The sequence below is a fragment of the Globicatella sp. PHS-GS-PNBC-21-1553 genome, from assembly GCF_033564055.1.
In the GTDB taxonomy this organism is placed as follows: domain Bacteria; phylum Bacillota; class Bacilli; order Lactobacillales; family Aerococcaceae; genus Globicatella; species Globicatella sulfidifaciens.
The window spans coordinates 2,334,709-2,354,123 of the sequence record NZ_CP085470.1 but is presented as its reverse complement, the minus strand read 5'-3'; the positions used below and the strand labels follow the sequence as shown (position 1 = coordinate 2,354,123).

The following is a 19,415-nucleotide window of genomic DNA, read 5'->3' as shown; positions in this document are numbered from 1 at the left end:
CATTTTACATGATTATCAACTAAAGTGAAAGTTATCGCGATTAATAAACGGTTTTGATAGCGAATTTACACGAACTGTCGTATAATAGTGAAGGTTATTATGTTAGATTGGAGAGGTTACATGATTCATTTATTATTAGTCATGATTTATTTATCATTTATTAGTCTTGGCTTACCGGATGCTTTATTAGGTTCTGCCTGGCCCGTAATGCATCAAACCTTAGCAGTTGATGTTTCTTATGCTGGCGTTATTTCGTTGATTATTTCTTTTGGAACGATTATTTCCAGTTTGCAAAGTGATCGCTTAACGAAGCAATTTGGCCCTGGTAAAGTAACGGCTTTTAGTGTGCTTTTAACGGCGATGGCTTTATTTGGTTTCTCAATTAGCAATCAATTTTGGATGTTATGTTTATGGGCGATTCCTTATGGTTTAGGTGCCGGCAGTGTCGATGCTTCATTAAATAATTATGTTGCTTTACACTATAAGAGTCACCATATGAGCTGGTTACACTGTATGTGGGGTGTAGGAGCAGCGATTGGGCCTTATATTATGTCTTATGCCTTGACGAATGGTTCTGGTTGGCAAAGTGGTTATTTATATATTGCGATCATTCAAATTGTTTTAACGACAAGTCTCTTTATTAGCTTACCTTTATGGCAAACGCATGAAGCCAAAAGCAATGGCAAACGTGCTGAAGGCAAACCACTGAGTATTCCAGAAATTTTATCATTAAAAGGCGCTAAAGAAATTATGATTGCTTTCTTTTGTTATTGTGCGATTGAATCGACTGCAGGACTTTGGGCAAGTAGTTATTTTGTCTTAGTAAAAGGCATTGAACCTGAGACTGCTGCCGGTTATGCTGCCTTATTTTATATCGGTATCACGGTAGGACGTGCGCTGAGTGGCTTCTTAACCTTTAAATTTAATGACGAGCAAATGATTCGCATCGGGATCGGTGTACTAGTAACCGGCATTATCTTGTTATTATTGCCAATCAAAATGCCAGTGATTGCGCTCATTAGTTTAATTATTATGGGATTAGGGTGTGCACCTATCTATCCAAGTATTATTCATATGTCACCACATTATTTTGGAAAAGATAAATCACAAGCCATTATTGGGGTACAAATGGCCAGTGCCTATGTAGGTGCAATGGCGATGCCACCTATCTTTGGTTGGATTACGAAAGTAACAGGCATGGGAATTTTACCGATTTATTTAGGATTATTAACCATTTTAATGTTATATATGTCAGAACGTTTTACCCAAAATGGTGCGATTAAGGAGGAAGGATAATGTATAAAGTAGGGCGAATTGTCAATACTTTTGGTATTAAAGGCCAAATTAAAGTCATTGCGGATACGGATTTTCCTGATGAACGCTTTGCTCCAGGTGAAAAATTAGCGATTGTCGATGGAGACAAGGTGCTAACTAAATTAACCGTAGCGGATGCTTATTTACATAAAGGGACTTATATTTTGAGTTTTGAAGGAATCCATAATATTAATGATATTGAACACTATAAAAATTATTGGTTAGCGATTGAAAAAGACCAACAACAGGCACTGCCTGAAGATGAATTCTATCATCATCAAATTATTGGCTTAAAGATTATCACAACCGATGGTGATGAATTAGGAACTGTTAAGGAGATTCTATCGTTAGGTTCGAATGATGTTTGGGTGGTTAAACGTCATGAACCGAAAAAACGAGATGTTTTATTGCCCTTTATTAATGATGTCGTGAAAGAAGTTGATTTAGCTAATGGTATAGCGACAATTGAATTGATGGAAGGTTTGATTGATGATGCAAATTGATGTGATAACTTTATTCCCAGAAATGTTTGCACCACTTAATACCTCTTTAATGAAGGAAGCGCAAAACAAAGAAAAAATGACTTTAAATTTACATGATTTTCGTCAAAAAGCGGTCAATAAACATGGCCATGTTGATGATTATCCATATGGTGGCGGAGCGGGCATGTTATTACGCGTTGAGCCTATTGTCGAAACACTCGAAGCAATTGAACGTAAAGATAAATCGAAAGTCATTTTAGTTGATCCAACCGGCAAGCCTTTTACCCAACAAATGGCTCAAGAATGGTCAACAGCAGAACAATTAATCTTTATTTGTGGTCATTATGAAGGTTTCGATGAACGAATTCGTGATTATGTAACCGATGAGGTGTCACTCGGTGATTATGTTTTAACCAATGGTGAAATGCCGACAATGGTGATGATTGATGCGACCGTCCGGTTAATTCCCGAAGTTTTAGGAAATGCCCACTCAATTGTAGACGAGTCACATCAACGTCATTTATTAGAACATCCACAATATACGCGACCAAGAGAATTCAGAGGAAAAGTCGTTCCAGATGTCTTATTAAGTGGCCATCATGAAAAGATTGAAAAATGGAAAGCCAAAGAAGCTATCCGCAAAACCTATGAAAGACGACCAGACTTACTTGAGAAAGCCGATTTAACAGAACAAGAACAAGAATGGTTAACAGAAATTCAACAAGAAAATGAAAATATTTATTTAAAATAGCTTAAGATATGATAAAATATAGAAAAGACCTTTTTAGGAGGAATTAATAAATGTCTAAATATTTAGTGTTCGGACACAAAAATCCAGATACTGATACGATTGCTTCAGCCATTGCGATGAGCTTCTTTTTAGAGCGTCAAGGATATGTCGCAGAGCCTGTTGCTTTAGGAACCCCAAATGAAGAAACCGAATTTGCTTTAAATTATTTTAATGTCGAAGCGCCACGTGTGGTAACCACGGTTGCGAACGAAGTTGAGCATGTTGCCTTAGTTGACCATAATGAACCCCAACAATCAGTCGATGATTTAGCGGATGTGACTGTTGATTATGTCATCGATCATCACCGTATTGCTGGTTTTGAAACAGCGCAACCTCTATATTACCGCGCTGAACCAATTGGATGTACCGCTACTGTATTATTAAAAATGTTCAAGGAACATGATTATGATATTCCAAAATCAATTGCTGGTTTAATGTTATCGGCTATTATTTCTGATACTTTATTATTTAAATCACCCACTTGCACGAATCAAGATGAATCTGCAGCGCGTGAATTAGCGAAAATCGCAGAAGTTGATTTAGAAAAATATGGTTTAGAATTATTAAAAGCAGGAACCAATTTATCAACTAAAACAATTGATGAATTATTAACATTAGATGCGAAATCATTCGATATGAATGGTAGAAAAGTACGTATTGCGCAAGTAAATGCGATTGGTTTCGAAGAAATGCAAGCGCAAAAAGCTGAATTATTAACTGCAATGGATGCTTCAGGATATGATTTATTCGTGTTAATCGTAACCGATATTTTAGAAAGCAATTCATTCGGTTTAGTATCTGGTGATGATTTTACACAAGTAGAAGCCGCTTTTGGTACTACGGTGACCGACAATGAACTATTATTACCAGGTGTCGTTTCACGTAAGAAACAAGTCGTACCGCAATTAACGGCTGCTTACGAAAAATAATTAAACAAGACTGACAGAAAGGTAATCTGACTGCCTCCTGAAAATAGCAATAACTAACTATTTGAAGCGAAACCGAGCATGTATTTCTGTTCGGTCTTTTTTTGTTTGTCCTTATCCATCCAGTTTCTGGCGTTAGGCAATATAGAAGCAGATTTTATTCAATTGTTGGGGCTAAATTTGCATGGTGCCAGTGGCTCCTATAAGCAAGGAGATGACTCAATTGTATTGGCTAAACTTCTTTTTGAGGGTAGGACGACGAAGCGAAAATCATTTCATTTTCTACTTCTGGTCTACTCCCAATCATGTGGAGACTATAATTAACGCAAAAACTAATTGATTTGAGAAATAGTTTTTGCGTTCTAATAAAAGTTAGCATCACTCATTTTACCCTAAAGCATGAAGAATTATCTGTGAGTGGATCATGCATTATTCATCAATAATCAACCAGGAGCTATTTTTAAACAGAAGTGAATTTGATACAATAGGACTATCGATATTATTATAAGGAGGGACGAGAGTATGGCTTTACAAATTGTAACAGGCGATTTGTCAGTTAATAAAAAAGCTCCCCTAATTCAAGAGCTATTTAAAATTAAAGCACAAGATCCGCAAGCAATTATTTATTATTTAGTGCCGGAACATATTAAGTTTGACATGGAGAACCTTTGTACTAAAAGAAAGTCAAAAAACGAGCGGACGTCAAGAATCGGCCATGATGGACATTCAAGTGGTCAGCTTTACACGTTTGGCCTGGTTTATGTTAGATGAGAAACAACATCAACGGACTAATCTATCTGATATCGGGTTAACGATGGTGATTAAGCAAATATTAGATCAATATCAAGACCAATTGATTGTTTATAAAGGGCAACAACATCACTTAGGTTTCGTTGAGAAATTATTGGCGCTATTCGAAGAGTTATATCAAGGCAATGTCAATCCAGAAGCCTTAACCGATGATATGGTGAGTGAACAAGTCATTGATGCGACGATTTTAAATATGGAAGCGCAACGTATTAAAGAATTACAATTATTATATACCGCTTTTATTGATACGATTGAAACGCAATCATTAGCTAATTATCAAACGTATTTGGATTTATCACACTATTTAGCCCAACATGAAGCATTTGAGCATCATTATTTGGTAGTGGACCATCATTATTTCTTTAATGCACAACAATATCAATTATTAGTAGACCTCGCTCAAAAATTTAAACGGGTATGGTTAACTTTACCGATTAAACAATCCCAAATTAGCAGTGCTGAATGGTTACCAATGGTTCAAGTAGTAAAAGACACTTATCGTCAACTTAAACATTATGGACAATTATTTAATTTTGAAGTGTTGCCCGATTGGGAGATTCAAGCGCATTATTTTAATTATCAGCCCGCTATTTTAGAAGTCGCCGCACGTTTCCAACAACAACAATCACAATTATTAGCGCCACAAGCTTTAAATAACGCCACAACACATCATTATTTTTGGCAATTTGAAACAGTGCAAAGTGAATTACGTCATATTAGCAATCAAATCCATTATTTAGTGACGATTGAAGGGTATCGTTATCGTGATATTTTAGTGCTAACCCGTGATATGGATTTATATCAACAAATGCTTGGACCAATCTTTGAGATGAATCAGATTCCTTACTTTTTTGACCATGAAGCCAATATGTCGCAACATCCCTTAGTCTTGTGGTTAGAAGCAGTACTCAATTTGTCCTTAAATCATTGGCGTTATCAAGACTTAATGCTTGTCATCAAATCGGATTTATTAATGCCGGAATGGCTTGAAGGGAACATTGAAGAGGCACGCCATCAAAAATCCCTCCTAGAAAATATTTTAATTGCCAATGGTTATTTTGGCTTCCGCTTTTATAGTGAAAAGTTTGACTGGCAATTTCCGCAATCAGAGCAAAGTTATGTGAATTATCAAGGTGATGAAACGAATGAAACCATTTTTGAGGTGGTCAGTCGTTGGCGTCAGTGGTTAGTATCCTATCTATATCAACCCTTAAGTCGTTGGGACAAAGGACTGTTAGGTCAACAAGCTGGAGAATGGTTATATCAATTATTAGTCGATACCCAAGTCCAACAGCGTCTCGTGGCTTTGCGCGATAAAGCGATTGAACGGGGGCAAATTGAGTTGTCACGTCGCTTTGAACAAGTATGGCAAGTATTGATGGATGCCTTAGATGAATTCCATCAACTTTATGGTGAAAAGAACTTGTCATTAGCGTTGTTTGCTGAATTATTACTAACTGGTTTACAACAAGCGACCTATCATATTATTCCACCAACGATGGATCAAGTGACGGTTACCAGTATTGAAAGTCCACAAGTGCAACCGGCTAAAATTTGCTTTATTCTAGGAGCCGATGATCATAGTTTACCGAAGACCTATACCAGTGATTCTCTCTTAACAGAAGATAATCGTGTGGCAATTCAAGAACGTTTACTACCACATCAAAACCTTGCCGATACCGCGAAGCAACGCAATCAAATGGAACAGCTCATTGGCTATCAATTATTATTAGATGCGACCGATCAATTATATTTTTCAGTGGCACTCAGTGTAGGCGAGTCACAAAGACAATTTTCACCTTATATCCTAAATCTGATTAAAGCTTGTCAATTTAAAGTAGAATCATTTGGGAGTGAACAACATCCTTTTTTAAATGAACAGATCCACAGCAATCAATTAGGACGTTTGCCAATGCAATTATCACCTTTACTCGGTGTATTACGTCATCAATATCAAAATAGTTTGCCGATGACGCATCAACAAAAACAATTATTACATCAAGTATTGTATGCGCCAGAAGCCATTGAAAAGAATTGGCAACAGTTGGTTCAGCAGATTTTTAAATTCAATGTTTTACCAACGGCACTCACACCTGAAACCGCCATCGCTTTATTTGGCCAAAATATTTCAGCCTCTGTGTCGAAGATCGAAGCATATTACCAAGACCCATTCAGTCACTTTTTAACCTATGGTTTAAGATTAAAAGAGCGTGAACAATATGAAATTGACGCGGCTAAAACCGGGGATTATTTCCATCATGCATTGGACTTGGTGATGGCTAAAATTATTGCTTCCGGTCGTACTTTAGTCAATTTAACCGCTGAAGAATTAAGGGTCATTTTAAATGAAAGCATTGAGGCCATTAATCAAGAGTGGAAATTCAATATTTTCAGTGGTCATCCACGAATGCAGGCCATTAAGTTACAACTTGATCAACAATTATGGCGCTTTTTACAATTTAGCTATCAACAACAAGCTAAAATTAAGATGCGCACCTTAAAGACGGAAGCCATCTTTGGGGTGAATCCACAACATGATTTAAAAGGGATGAGTTACCCATTGTCCAGTGGCGGTAAATTATATATTACCGGGAAAATTGACCGTATTGACGAATTAGTGGGGGCGAATAAATTACAAATCATTGACTATAAGTCAGGTAAAAAGCAATTTAAGCTAGAAGATGCTTATTATGGTCATGATTTACAAATTTTAACTTATTTAAATATTGCCTTACAAAACTATCCGCAGTTTGAAGCATTAGGGGCTTTTTATCAGCCATTGATTCATAATTTTAATGAGGTAACGCCAGATGTCTTAGCCCAAGCGTCTCAAGGAGCCCTTTATGATACCCAATTAAAAAATAATCTTTTACATGGTTTTGTAGCCGCTGATGAAGCGGATTTAATGCAAATTGATCCCGATATTGAGGAACAGTCGGATAGTTTGATTTATCCAGTATCATTAAAGAAAGATGGTCAATATAAGGCCAGTTCAAAAGTCATTCGTGGTGACGATTTACAATTAGTTTTACGCATGACCGATGAGCGCTTTATCCAAGCAGCTGAAGAAATGCAGTCGGGTCGTATTGACTTAGCGCCGTATAAAGATAATCCTTATACAACGGCTTTACAACCGGGGTATCGAGTCATTTCAGGCTTTGATGCTACCGAACATTATCATTTATATCGCCGTAAAACGATCAAAGCTAAAGAAGTTATGAACCAATTGAAAATTGACTTTGAAGGGAAGGAGGAAGGATAGATGTTAATTGAACCAAAACCTAAAGATGCGCAATACAATGACGAACAGTGGCAAGCGATTCAACAAACAGGATCTAACTTACTGGTCGCAGCCTCAGCGGGTTCGGGTAAGACGACGGTCTTAATTGAGCGAATCTTAACCCATATCCGTAAAGAGTTTGCACAAATCGATGAATTACTAGTGGTCACCTTTACCGAAGCTGCCGCTAAGGAAATGAAGGAACGGATGGAAACCAAACTTAAAGCGGTTATTTACCAACCGGAGTACCAAGACAAACAAGCCCTCTTTTTAGAACAAATTGCTAAATTACCGGCAGCCCATATTCGGACCTTGCATAGTTTTTGCTTACAGGTGATTCAACAATTTTTCTATTTAATTGATTTTAATCCGAGCTTTACTTTACTAGTGGACGAGACTCAAAAGGCCTTGATTTTCCAAGATGTTTGGGAAGTATTAGTGGCTGATATTATTGAGGGCAAGGTGACCGGACTGGATGCGAATGACTTACAAGAATTATTAAGTCGTTATGCTAATCCTAGAAGCGACCAAGATTTATTTGACTTAGTGCTTAACTTACATCTATTTTCTTCGTCCCACCCTGAACCAGAAATCTATTTACAAAACTTATCGCAATATAGTCGTGATTTTAATCAGTTTAGTCAAACAACTTTATACAAACAACAATTAGCACCTAATTTACAAAGTAATCTTCAATCGGCTTATCAATTATTATTAAAAGCTGAAAACTTATTAGCAGGTGCTAGTGATGAAATAGCACAAAAATATGGGGATTTCTTAGCGACTGAACGAGAAATGATCGGTCAGTTATTAGATAATCTATACCAAGATCAATTAGCGAACTTTGCTAATATGTTGGCGGGGGTGGAATTTAAGCGTTGGCCAAGTAAACCACGTAAGACCGAAGAAGGCGACTTAATCGATGCGATGAAAGTGGCCCGTGATCAAGCCAAAACATTGATTACCAAAAATGTGCAACCGGTCTTTCCATTAGCTTATCCTGAACTAGAGAAAGTCGAAGCCCAGTTAGCACCGATTATTGATAAATTAAGCCAACTGACCTTACACTTTAAACAGGCGGTCGCTCAGCATAAAGCTAAACTCAATATTATTGATTATAATGATTTAGAGCATTTAACCTTAAATATTTTAGCCCCTTATAATCAACAGACTGGACGTCGTGAGGCCAGCATTGCCGCTACTTATTATCAAAATCTCTTTAAAGAAGTCATGGTCGATGAATACCAAGATATTAATGAAATTCAAGCGACAATTTTATCTTGGTTATCACATGAACAACGACCAGATTTAACCGGTAATTTGTTTATGGTAGGGGACGTCAAACAATCGATTTATGGCTTCCGTATGGCTGAACCAAGCCTATTTATGAAAAAATATCGGCAATACCAAGCACATGAAGACGGCGAATTAATTGTGTTAGATAAAAATTATCGCTCACGCGATGAAGTGCTTCAATTTACCAATTATGTGTTTGAACGCATTATGGATGAGCAATTTGGTGAAATGAATTATGGCGAACAAGAGTCCTTGAAAACGGGTAATCTGTCCTTTGAACCCGTTTCGCCTTCACCGCGCTTTAACATTCAACTCTTATTGCATGAAAAAGCCGGGGAAGATGAAGAAGCAGTGCCAACCAGCTTTAATGAAGAAGCGACTGATACCGATGAGCTAGCAGATGAACTCGCTTTTGATAGTTCCATTGAAGCCCAAGCCCATTTAATTGCCCAAGACATCCGTCAAAAAGTACTGTCTAAGTGGCAAGTCTATGATAAAAAAGCCAAAGGGATGCGACCGGTGGAGTACCGCGACTTTGTCATCTTATCGTCTACTAAAAAGCCATTTTTAGAAATTCAACGGGCTTTCCAACAGTATGAGATACCGATTAATGCGCAAAAAATCGATACTTATTTCCAAAGACAAGAGATTCAATTAATGATTGCACTCTTAAAAATCATTGATAATCCCCGACAAGACTTGCCTTTAGTGGCGATCTTACGATCATACTTTGTCGGACTGAGCGATGAAGCTTTAAGTAAAATCCGGATTCATCATCCTAGTGGAACTTATTATGAAGCCGTCTTAGATTATATGACTCAAGTAGATGATGCGCTTGCGGATCGATTAAGACAATTTAATCAACAACTGATTCATTGGCGAACGATTGCCAGTGAGAAACGCTTAGTCGAATTGATATGGCAAATCTATCAAGAAACGTATTTCCTAGACTATGTTGCAGGCTTAACTAATGGAGCCCAACGTCAAGCGAATTTACATGCGTTTTACCAACAAGCCGCTAGCTTTGAAAAGAGTAATTTTAAAGGGGTATTTGGCTTTATTCGATATATTGAAGAATTAACTGAACATAATCAAGATATTGCTGAACCGGTCTTATTAGGCGATAATGAAGACTATGTGCGCATGATGACCGTGCATGGTAGTAAGGGATTAGAGTTTCCAATTGTTTATTTGATGAATATTGAAAAGCAATTTAATATGCAAGATATTAATCATAAACGCTATGTTTTATCGAAAAACTCAGGCATGGGTACCGATTTATATGATTTTACCACGATGTTAAAATACCCATCGATGGTAAATAAAGCTATAAAAATCGAAAAAAACATGCAAGCTAAAGCGGAAGAAATGCGTAAACTGTATGTGGCTTTAACCCGTTGTGAGCAACAATTAATTCTAGTTGGGACGATTGATTCACAAGATAAGTGGCAAGAAAGAAATGAAAAAACCCGTGAATTAACCGATAAACAAGATAAATTAGTCGTCTTACAAGAACGTCAAGCCGCTAATTCATGGTTAGAATGGATTCGTCAGGCATTAGCAGTACCGGATACTTTAGCCGAAAAAGTTACTGATTTTGATATAGCACAAGTTGATGTTATTTTTAAAAATCAAGCAGAGATTTTCCAAACGCAAGGCGAATTAATTCAACAACGACAATTCATCACCGAAGAAAGTTGGCTCGACTTTACACTGAAAGCGATAGAAGAAGTTTCGATGGATGAACCACTTTCATCCTTAGCGCAAACAATGGCCGCACTAGCTAACCCTGTCTATCCGTATCAATTGGCGAGTCATACGTCCTCTTATCAATCGGTATCTGAGTTAAAACGTTTGTATGAAGAACCGGCACATGATCAATTAAGTCATTTTATTGACCGAACTAAGCCAGTCAATACTGCAACGGACCATCAACTCAAGCCAAGAGAAGGGCAGTTGTTCGCTACTAACAATCAGTCAGCAGCATCGTCAGCAACTGACGTCACTGAACAAGCAGGGATTCAGAGTATTCGCTATACACAGGACACCTTTGAACCGCCACAATTTATGAAACCAAAAACGATGACTTATGCCGAAATCGGTAGCTTAACCCACTTTGTGATGCAACATTTGGCCTTTGAACAGTATCAAGGTGAAGCGATTGAATCCTGGGTGGCAAGTGAAATCAGCCGATTAGTGAGTGAGAAGTATTTAACACAAGAAGAAGCGGCCTTAATTAAAGTGGAGACTTTAGTATGGTTCTTAAAAGACCCGTATGGTCAACAATTATTTAAGCATCATCAAACCTTACAACGTGAACAAGCCTTTTCTTATTTATTGCCTGCTAAATGGTTGTTTAAAGCCCAGTTAACCGAGGAAACAATGCCACAGTTGGCCGATGATCAATTATTAGTCCATGGGATTATTGATACCTTTTACGAAACAGACGATGGGTTGGTTATATTGGATTATAAGACAGACCGCTATCGTCAATATGGTAATATCCCGCGCAGTGAGCAAATTGAATTAATTGCCGATAAGTATAAATTCCAGTTGAGTTTGTATGCACAAGCCTTGAGTCAAGCCAAAGCTAAGCCAGTTAACGATGTATGTTTGGTATTGTTAGATTTTAATGTAGTGTATCGTTATGACGAATTATATACCTTTTAGTTGCAATATTTCTGATATATAATACAAAAGTCCATAGTCTTGAAGGTGATTATTTGCTAAACTATAACTAACAAACTTGAATAGTGAGGGAAATCTATGAAAATTGAACACGTAGCGATATATGTTAATCATTTAGATGATGCGAGAGATTTCTTTGTTAAATATTTTGAGGCAAAATCAAATGAATTGTATTTCAATCCGAACACAGAATTTAGCTCATATTTTTTAACATTTGAGGATGGCGCTCGCTTAGAGTTAATGACAAGACCAGACATGGTGGATACTTATAAAGGCTTAAATCGAACCGGATTTGTTCACATGGCAATGAGTGTAGGCAGTAAGGAGAAAGTAGATGCGCTAACCAAAACATTAGAAAGCGATGGCTATGAATTAATTGATGGCCCACGTACAACCGGTGACGGTTATTATGAGAGTAAGTTCATTATCTTTGAAGGTAATCAATTAGAAATTACGGTTTAAATCAAAGTAATAATGATGACTTGATCGTGAAAATCATTAAAGACTAAGAAAGTAATTTTATATACCTTGATTCAGAATGAGAGAGGAATGGCAATAAAGAATTTGCTGTTCGATGCGACCAGAAGACTGGTTTCGACTCATACTGAGTCAAGGTATTTTGAAAATCATATTGTTTTGCTGTACCGATATAAGAAAAGACACGCGCATCTTCCATGATTGTTGCGCCCCAGCTAATAAAGTATTGTGATACCGATATAAGAGCAGACACGCAAAAAATAATAGCCTAGCAAACCCGATGTGAGTTTGTTAGGCTGTTTCTATTGCTTCAATTATTTAATGAAGAATGTATTTAAGATGAATGAAAATAATGCAATTGCATAAGCGGGTGGGTCAATATGTGTTTTGACATTGGTATTGAAGAAACGAGCAACTAACTCAAATACGAACCACGCCATCACACCAAATAAAATCGCTAAGAAGAAGTTATTAAAAGCAACCATTGCTAAAGCTGAGATAATCCCGACATGATGTCCAACCGGGAAGTTGGCACCAAAGATGGTAAAGAAGAATAAGAATGCTCCAAAACCAAAGCCAAAGAATGGAATACCTGTTAATTGTGTTACATAAGCGATGATAGCAGAGTAAGCTGCTGACCATAATAAACCAAAGACTAAATCATTGGTACTCATATTGAAGACTGGTTGTCCTTCTTCAGGTTGCGACATAAATTCGCCACCACCGAATACTAAACGAGTAATAATGGAACCAATCACGATACCGATTGCGCCACCATCAACTTTTAATCCTAATACTTCGGTAATTAAGTAAGCTGATAAATAACCGATAACGGCGAAGATACCACCGACTAATAAAGCCATTGGATCATTGGAAGCAAATGGTTGTTTATTAATATCTGTTCCATGGAAACCAGAGTTATCTTTAGAACCTAAGTAAGCAGTTGCTGCTACAGCACCGGTGAAAGCGATATGGGGTCCAAAGAAATAACCAAATGCGACATTGTTTAAGAAATCTGCTGAACCTCCAGCAGCCATGATTGATGAGCCGATTAAGACGAAGAACCCACATAAACCAATCGCAGGGATCGCTCCAATCGCAGCACCAAATACGCCACCAAAGAAAGCTAAAATAATTGCTAAAATTGACATATTGTCACTCCTTAAAATAAATTTTCACCATATTAATTATAATCATTTTAAAAAATAAAGTCTAATAATTATTATTAATAGAGAGTGATATGATTTAATTCAAACTAGCCACTTTACATATGTGCGTTAAAATTATAAAATTAAAGCATATATGTATAAAGGAGGCGACATTATGGATAAAGTTGAAGAACTGTTAGCCAATTATCAAACTTTCACTACACAACAAGCTGAATCAAAAGGGATTTCGAGAGTAACCCTATCTAGTTTAGTTAACCAAGGAAAATTGGAACGTCTAAAGGAAGGGGTTTATATAAAAAATAATGACTTAGTTGATGATTATGCCTTAATATCTTATAAAAATAAACGCGTTGTCTTTTCACATCATACAGCCTTATACTTACACGATTTAAGCGATCGCGTCCCAAACGTCTTTCATATCAGTGTCCCTCAGGGGTATAATGCAAGTCGTCTAACAAAAAAGTTCTCTAACATACAAGTCCATTACATTAAGAAAGAAAACTTCGATTTAGGTATTAGTACTAAAAAGTCTCCATTTGGCAATGCAATTCAAGTATACGATGTAGAAAGAACCATATGTGATATTATTGCTAACAAAAATAAAATCGATAAGCAAATATACACTCATGCGATAAAAACTTATTTTGAACAAGCACAAATTGATAAACGTAAACTAATCAAATATTCTAGAAAACTTGGCGTTGAATTAACTCTCCGCAGTTTAATGGAGGTATTAGGTTAATGAATAAGGATCAACTTAAAGGGAAAATAAAACAATACGCAAAAGTACGTGGACTTAGCGCAGGAGAAGTGCTCCAAATGTTTTTCTTTGAAAAGTTTATCGAAAGACTCTCTAAATCAAAATATAAAAATAATTTTATTATTAAAGGTGGTTTATTAGTAGCCTCAATTATTGGTGTTGAAAATAGAACCACATTAGATATGGACACTACCGTTATCGGTTTACCGGTTAAGAAAGAATATATTGAAAAAGTTATATTAGAAATTGTCAATATTGAAAATGATGATAATGTAGATTTCGTATTAAAGAAAATTACCGAAATCAAAGAAAACGATGTCTATGAAAATTATCGAATACATTTAGTAGCACGTTTCGAAAATATCGAGAATGTTCTGAAACTAGATATTACCGTGGGAGATAAAATTACACCCAGAGAAATTTTATATCATTATCCAAGCTTATTATCGAAAGCAATTTATCCTATTTTAGCATATCCTATAGAGACACTATTATCGGAAAAATTTGAAACGATAATTAGTAGAAATATCTCGACTACAAGAATGAGAGATTTTTATGATATTTATTATTTATATACACTAAAACATGCCGAAATTAATAACGAAATTTTAAGAGAGGCGATAATTAATACATTTTCTAATAGAAAAACAGTAAATCTTTTAGAAGAAGTATATGAAATAATTGAAGAAATTGAACAGGATGAGATTATTCATGAGTTATGGCAAACCTATTTAAATGATAATAATTATATAGGGGATTTAGCATTTAAGAAAGTCATCGATAGATTAATCGAATTTACAAGATCTTGTGATTTTTAGGAAAAGAAACATCCCATATGATAGGGATGTTTGTTCAATGAGTTAGTTAATGTTTATTTTAAGATAATTCAGACATTGAACGCATGATAATATCGATATCCTTATTTTCTAATTCCTGGATGACATGGAGATAAGTTTTTTGAGTTGTTGTCATACTTGAATGACCTAATCGCTGAGCAACACTAGCTATAGAAACACCAGCACTTAATAATTGAGAGGCATGTGTATGCCTTAATCCATGTATTGAAATTTCAGGAATCCCTATCTTTCGACAGTGTCTAGTTAAAATATTATTAATCGTTGAATTATAGATTTTTCCATTAACAAAGATAGGTTTATCAGAATCCAATCCTTTAATTAATTCAGAAAATTGAATAACTAATTGCCAATCTATTCTAACTTTTCTAATAGAAGACTGATTCTTTGTTGGTAAAAAGCCAGAATTATTCTTATAATCCCAGGTCTTATTGATTGAAATCATTTGATGAGCAAAGTCAAAATCTTCTGGTGTTAAAGCCAAGGCTTCAGAAAAACGAAGTCCTGTTTTAGCAATGAGTAAGATTAACCAGTCCCAAGATATTGTTGGAGATAAATCAAGATGATGTATTAAAGTATGCAGTTCAAATTGACTTAAATATTTTTGTTTCTTTTGCCTTGGTGTTTTTCCTTTGATGATTGCTTTGCGTGTAGGATCTCTTTCAATTAATCCTTCGTCAACAGCATCAATGATAGAACCTTTTAACTGATGATGAAAATCCATTGTTGTTTGTTTTTCATGGAACTTTGCATAATCGTTTAGTAAGGTTTGATAAGTTAATCTATTTAGATCTCTTAATAATAAATTAGGCATTAATTTTCCAACCCACTTATGCGTCATATAATATTTTGACAATGTAACATTACGAACCGCTCCTTTTTTGTATAAATTAATCCAATTCCAATAATAGTCTACAAAAAGTAAGTCTTGTACCATAATATTCTCCTTCCACTCATTGAACTTCTAAAGTATATGAGAAATATTAAAAATTTTCACAGGAAAAAATAAATTACGCTGATGAAGAGTGATGGTTGTATCAACTATTGAAAGTAAAAAACTGATGGCATCTTGCTCAGTTTTATTTGGTATATATGCAGTTGTATTTTTTAAATCAAGACTATTTATTGAGTCAAAAGTAGAACCAGTACTTAACTTTAACCAATATCCATTTAATTTAAATGTTTTCAGTAACTGAAAGATAAAACCATTGCCTTTTATTGATGCTACACCGCGACCTAGCACCACATTATATTCAGTAACTGCAACATCTCCAACAGGTGCTCGAACTGTTAAAATAATATCTCCTGGTTCTGCAGTTTTTGTAACCTCTTTTGTCCAGACTCTAGGATTTACTTTTCCATTTAAAATGTCTGCATTTCCTTGAACTAAAATATGGTCATTAGGATTATTTGTATAATTTACTGAATTAGGCGATTGTCCCATAGTTATTGAAGTAATTTCCCCCAACTTTCGCTGTTCCCAAGTTATCCCAAAGTCTATATATTAATATTTTCTTAAATATGATAAAATATTAATTGTATACACATTTAATGAAATGGGGGAGAGGTTATGAGGTTTACTGGTGAAATAAAAATAGAAAACCAGTTAATTGATCGTTTAACTACTGGGGAAAGCCAGTGGACGTATCGTAAAGATCTCCAAACAGAAGAACAATTATGGGATAATTTCTTTGAAAAATTAGCACAAAATAATGTTAGCGTTTTAAATGATGTCCCTTTAACAGACCAGGAAAAGTTACAAATTAAAAACCAATTAAATTTCACAAATTATTTTAATGCTGCTAAATGGTTAGTAGGTGAAAATGGTATTGCTAGAGTTGAAGTACAGCGTGAGGATGCAACACTTGGAAAAATTAGGTTAGAAGTGATTCGTCGAGACAACGTTACTGGTGGAACGTCTTCTTATGAGGTAGTTAATCAAGTAAAAAGGGAACGATTAACTGAAAGAGACAGTAATCGTCGATTAGATGTTACTTTGCTAATTAATGGTTTACCGATGATTCATATTGAATTAAAAAATAGATCGACTCCTTTTAAAGAGGCTTTCTATCAAATAAAGAAATATGATAAAGAGGGTATGTTTAGAGGGATTTATTCTTCACTTCAAATGTTTGTCGTTTCCAATACGGTTGAAACTCGTTATATCGCTGCGGCAAGAGAAAATAAACTTAATGATCAATTTTTAACTAAATGGGTAGATAAAAATAATCAACCTGTTAATGATTTGTTAGAGTTTGCTGAACATGTTTTGTCAATTCCTAGAGCACATCAATTAGTAATGCAATATTCTGTATTGGATAATGAAAAGAAAGCTTTAATCTTACTTAGACCCTATCAAGTGCACGCAATTGAACAAGTTAAACTTGCAAGTCAAAATAGAGAATCAGGGTATATTTGGCATACGACTGGGTCTGGAAAAACTTTAACTAGTTATAAAGTAGCAAGAAACCTTCTACAAATTCCACGTATTAATAAAACTATTTTTGTGGTAGATAGACGTGATTTAGATCAACAAACGACTTCTAGTTTCATGTCTTATGCAGAAAACGATGTGATTGATATTGATGAAACTGAGAATACAAATGAATTAGTTAATCGATTATATGCCAATGATAAAGCTGTTGTTGTTACTACAATTCAAAAAATGATGAATATGTTGCGCAAATTCGAATATGGGCACTATAAAAGCAAAAATAAATAGAATTAAACAGTTAGAAATTGCTTTTGTCGTGGATGAATGCCATAGAGCCGTCACGCCACAAACTCATCGAGAATTATCGAGGTTTTTTGTAAATTCAATGTGGTATGGCTTTACAGGTACACCTATTTTTGCAGAAAACAAACGGGAACAAGTTGGAGATTTACCTCAAACTACTGAAGAACAATATGGAAAATGTTTACATGCCTATACTGTTAAAGAAGCAATAAAAGACAAAGCAGTTTTAGGGTTTCAAGTTGAGTACTTAAATACATTCCATAATAAAATTGAAGAAAAAGATATCCCTCAAGAAGTCTATGAATCTGAAGACCATATGCTTAAAGTGGTTGATTATATTGTCAATCAAGCTCAAAGAAAGTTAGGATTACATAGAGGACAAGGGAATACTTATAATGCGATATTGACGGTTAGAAGCATCGCTTTAGCACAAAAATACTTTGAGTTATTTACAGCAGTAAAAAATGGTACTAGTCCTGTTAAAATATCAGAGGAAACAAAAAAACGGCTTCCGGATTTTCCTAAATTTGCGATTACCTATTCCGTTTCTGAAAATGAAGAAGCTAGTACTAAAAATCAAGATAAAATGAAAGAGGCCATGGATTATTATAATCAAGAATTCGGCACCCATTATACTATCAGTGACTTACGTGGTTATAATACGAATGTTAATGATCGCTTAGCAAGAAAAAAGAAATATACAATTTTCGCGATGAACAATTAGACTTAGTGATTGTAGTCGACCGTTTATTAACTGGTTTTGATGCACCTTGTTTATCTACACTGTTCATTGATAGACCTCCAATGAAATACCAAAATCTTATTCAAGCATTTAGTCGTACTAATCGTTTATATGATAGAGAAAAGAATTATGGACAAATAGTGACATTTCAATCCCCTAATACATTTAAGTTAGCAGTGGATGATGCTTTAAGATTATATTCTAATGGTGGTGAAAATTCAGTTTTAGCTCCTGAATGGGATGAAGAAATAGTTCGTTTTAACAAAAAATTAAAAACACTTTTAGATATTGCTCCTACACCGGAGGATACGCCTCAAATTGAAAGTGCCTCAATTGAAGAGTTAAAACGCTTTGCTAAAGCCTTTCAAGAATTTGATAAGTTATATGCATCCATTCAAGTTTATAGTGATTATGATAAAGAGGAAATCTTCAAGAAGTTTAATCTATCTGATAGACTTATTGAAGATTACCATGGGAAATATCAAAATGTAATAGAGGAAATTAAAAATCGTGTAATAGATGAAGTTCAAGACAGTGAAGAAATCGATATTCATTATGAATTAGAATCGGTTCACTCTGATGTTATTGATTACGAATATATTATTAGCCTGATTCAATCATTTATTCCTGATGATGATGAGATTAAGGACATTTCTAAGAAAGATATGGATTCTATAGATAAATATATAAATGAATTATCTATTACAAACCCACAGTTAGCTAAACAAATTTTAGATATCTGGTATCAAATTCAAATGGATCCTGTGAGTTATCGTGGTCAATCTGTTATGCAATTATTAGACGAAAAAAATGAAAATGTCATTCGTGAAGAAACGGAACAATTTGCAAAAAAATGGGCTGTAGGGGAAGAAGAATTGATATTCTATTCTGAAAATTATTTACCTGGTAAAAAACGACAAAGAGGAGAAAAAGCATTAGACGACTCTCGCAATTACAATGAATACAAGAAGACGCATGGAGATAAGGCATTAAGCCCACTAAAATATCGAAGAGAAATTAAAGCTGCTTATCAGTCATTCGTTGAAGAAGTGGTAGAACCGCTAAAAACCAGACGTTAGAAAGGGGATTA

Annotated in this window: 13 protein-coding genes and 1 pseudogene; 11 read left to right on the top strand and 3 right to left on the bottom strand. The window is 35.2% G+C overall.

All coding sequences use genetic code 11. The features are described from left to right. Positions 1-99 precede the first annotated feature (99 nt). From LB888_RS11260 to LB888_RS11225, 8 genes are all read left to right on the top strand, one after another. Positions 100-1,296: an MFS transporter gene (locus tag LB888_RS11260; protein ID WP_318752983.1), complete on the top strand. Its 1,197-nt coding sequence runs from the start codon at positions 100-102 to the stop codon at positions 1,294-1,296. Next, positions 1,296-1,817 (top strand): ribosome maturation factor RimM, encoded by a 522-nt coding sequence (gene rimM, locus LB888_RS11255; RefSeq protein ID WP_078755917.1) that lies wholly within the window; start codon positions 1,296-1,298, stop codon positions 1,815-1,817. The genes LB888_RS11260 and rimM overlap by 1 nt, the downstream gene beginning before the upstream one ends. Then, complete coding sequence (gene trmD, locus LB888_RS11250) at positions 1,807-2,547, top strand: tRNA (guanosine(37)-N1)-methyltransferase TrmD (protein WP_318753984.1); 741 nt, start codon at positions 1,807-1,809, stop codon at positions 2,545-2,547. The genes rimM and trmD overlap by 11 nt, the downstream gene beginning before the upstream one ends. A gap of 50 nt (positions 2,548-2,597) precedes the next feature. Beyond that, entirely contained in the window at positions 2,598-3,515 is a 918-nt protein-coding gene (locus tag LB888_RS11245; protein ID WP_318752982.1) for a manganese-dependent inorganic pyrophosphatase, read from the top strand. 519 nt (positions 3,516-4,034) lie between these two features. Next, positions 4,035-4,283, top strand: coding sequence for a hypothetical protein (locus tag LB888_RS11240; protein ID WP_318752981.1), 249 nt, complete (start codon positions 4,035-4,037; stop codon positions 4,281-4,283). Continuing rightward, complete coding sequence (locus LB888_RS11235; protein WP_318752980.1) at positions 4,231-7,584, top strand: PD-(D/E)XK nuclease family protein; 3,354 nt, start codon at positions 4,231-4,233, stop codon at positions 7,582-7,584. Before LB888_RS11240 ends, LB888_RS11235 begins: the two co-directional genes overlap by 53 nt. Continuing rightward, complete coding sequence (gene addA, locus LB888_RS11230; RefSeq protein WP_318752979.1) at positions 7,585-11,568, top strand: helicase-exonuclease AddAB subunit AddA; 3,984 nt, start codon at positions 7,585-7,587, stop codon at positions 11,566-11,568. Positions 11,569-11,664: 96 nt separating this feature from the next. Continuing rightward, positions 11,665-12,048: a VOC family protein gene (locus LB888_RS11225; RefSeq protein WP_078755921.1), complete on the top strand. Its 384-nt coding sequence runs from the start codon at positions 11,665-11,667 to the stop codon at positions 12,046-12,048. 329 nt (positions 12,049-12,377) lie between these two features. Here LB888_RS11225 and LB888_RS11220 read toward each other — a convergent pair whose 3' ends face one another. After that, positions 12,378-13,214, bottom strand: coding sequence for a hypothetical protein (locus LB888_RS11220; RefSeq protein ID WP_318752978.1), 837 nt, complete (start codon positions 13,212-13,214; stop codon positions 12,378-12,380). A gap of 172 nt (positions 13,215-13,386) precedes the next feature. On the opposite strand from LB888_RS11220, the gene LB888_RS11215 reads away from it, so the two are divergent. Continuing rightward, positions 13,387-13,974, top strand: coding sequence for a type IV toxin-antitoxin system AbiEi family antitoxin domain-containing protein (locus LB888_RS11215; protein ID WP_318752977.1), 588 nt, complete (start codon positions 13,387-13,389; stop codon positions 13,972-13,974). Further along, a complete protein-coding gene (locus LB888_RS11210; RefSeq protein ID WP_318752976.1) occupies positions 13,974-14,810 on the top strand; it encodes a nucleotidyl transferase AbiEii/AbiGii toxin family protein in 837 nt (278 codons plus the stop codon). Before LB888_RS11215 ends, LB888_RS11210 begins: the two co-directional genes overlap by 1 nt. A 58-nt stretch (positions 14,811-14,868) precedes the next feature. On the opposite strand, the gene LB888_RS11205 is transcribed toward LB888_RS11210, so the two are convergent. Both LB888_RS11205 and LB888_RS11200 read right to left on the bottom strand, forming a co-directional pair. After that, positions 14,869-15,783 carry a site-specific integrase gene (locus LB888_RS11205; RefSeq protein ID WP_101814016.1) on the bottom strand — a complete coding sequence of 305 codons (915 nt, stop codon included), beginning with the start codon at positions 15,781-15,783 and terminating at the stop codon, positions 14,869-14,871. A gap of 27 nt (positions 15,784-15,810) precedes the next feature. Further along, complete coding sequence (locus LB888_RS11200; RefSeq protein ID WP_412928020.1) at positions 15,811-16,314, bottom strand: restriction endonuclease subunit S; 504 nt, start codon at positions 16,312-16,314, stop codon at positions 15,811-15,813. Positions 16,315-16,416: 102 nt separating this feature from the next. Here LB888_RS11200 and LB888_RS11195 point away from each other — a divergent pair. Further along, positions 16,417-19,404, top strand: a pseudogene (locus LB888_RS11195) (type I restriction endonuclease subunit R). Positions 19,405-19,415: the final 11 nt, after the last annotated feature.

Coding starts and splice junctions, on each gene's coding strand:
- LB888_RS11240 (WP_318752981.1), top strand. CDS start 4,035: ATGGCTTTACAAATTGTAACAGGCGATTTGTCAGTTAATAAAAAAGCT.
- LB888_RS11210 (WP_318752976.1), top strand. CDS start 13,974: ATGAATAAGGATCAACTTAAAGGGAAAATAAAACAATACGCAAAAGTA.
- LB888_RS11235 (WP_318752980.1), top strand. CDS start 4,231: ATGGACATTCAAGTGGTCAGCTTTACACGTTTGGCCTGGTTTATGTTA.
- addA (WP_318752979.1), top strand. CDS start 7,585: ATGTTAATTGAACCAAAACCTAAAGATGCGCAATACAATGACGAACAG.
- LB888_RS11260 (WP_318752983.1), top strand. CDS start 100: ATGTTAGATTGGAGAGGTTACATGATTCATTTATTATTAGTCATGATT.
- LB888_RS11220 (WP_318752978.1), bottom strand. CDS start 13,214: ATGTCAATTTTAGCAATTATTTTAGCTTTCTTTGGTGGCGTATTTGGT.
- LB888_RS11225 (WP_078755921.1), top strand. CDS start 11,665: ATGAAAATTGAACACGTAGCGATATATGTTAATCATTTAGATGATGCG.
- LB888_RS11205 (WP_101814016.1), bottom strand. CDS start 15,783: ATGGTACAAGACTTACTTTTTGTAGACTATTATTGGAATTGGATTAAT.
- LB888_RS11215 (WP_318752977.1), top strand. CDS start 13,387: ATGGATAAAGTTGAAGAACTGTTAGCCAATTATCAAACTTTCACTACA.
- LB888_RS11245 (WP_318752982.1), top strand. CDS start 2,598: ATGTCTAAATATTTAGTGTTCGGACACAAAAATCCAGATACTGATACG.
- rimM (WP_078755917.1), top strand. CDS start 1,296: ATGTATAAAGTAGGGCGAATTGTCAATACTTTTGGTATTAAAGGCCAA.
- trmD (WP_318753984.1), top strand. CDS start 1,807: ATGCAAATTGATGTGATAACTTTATTCCCAGAAATGTTTGCACCACTT.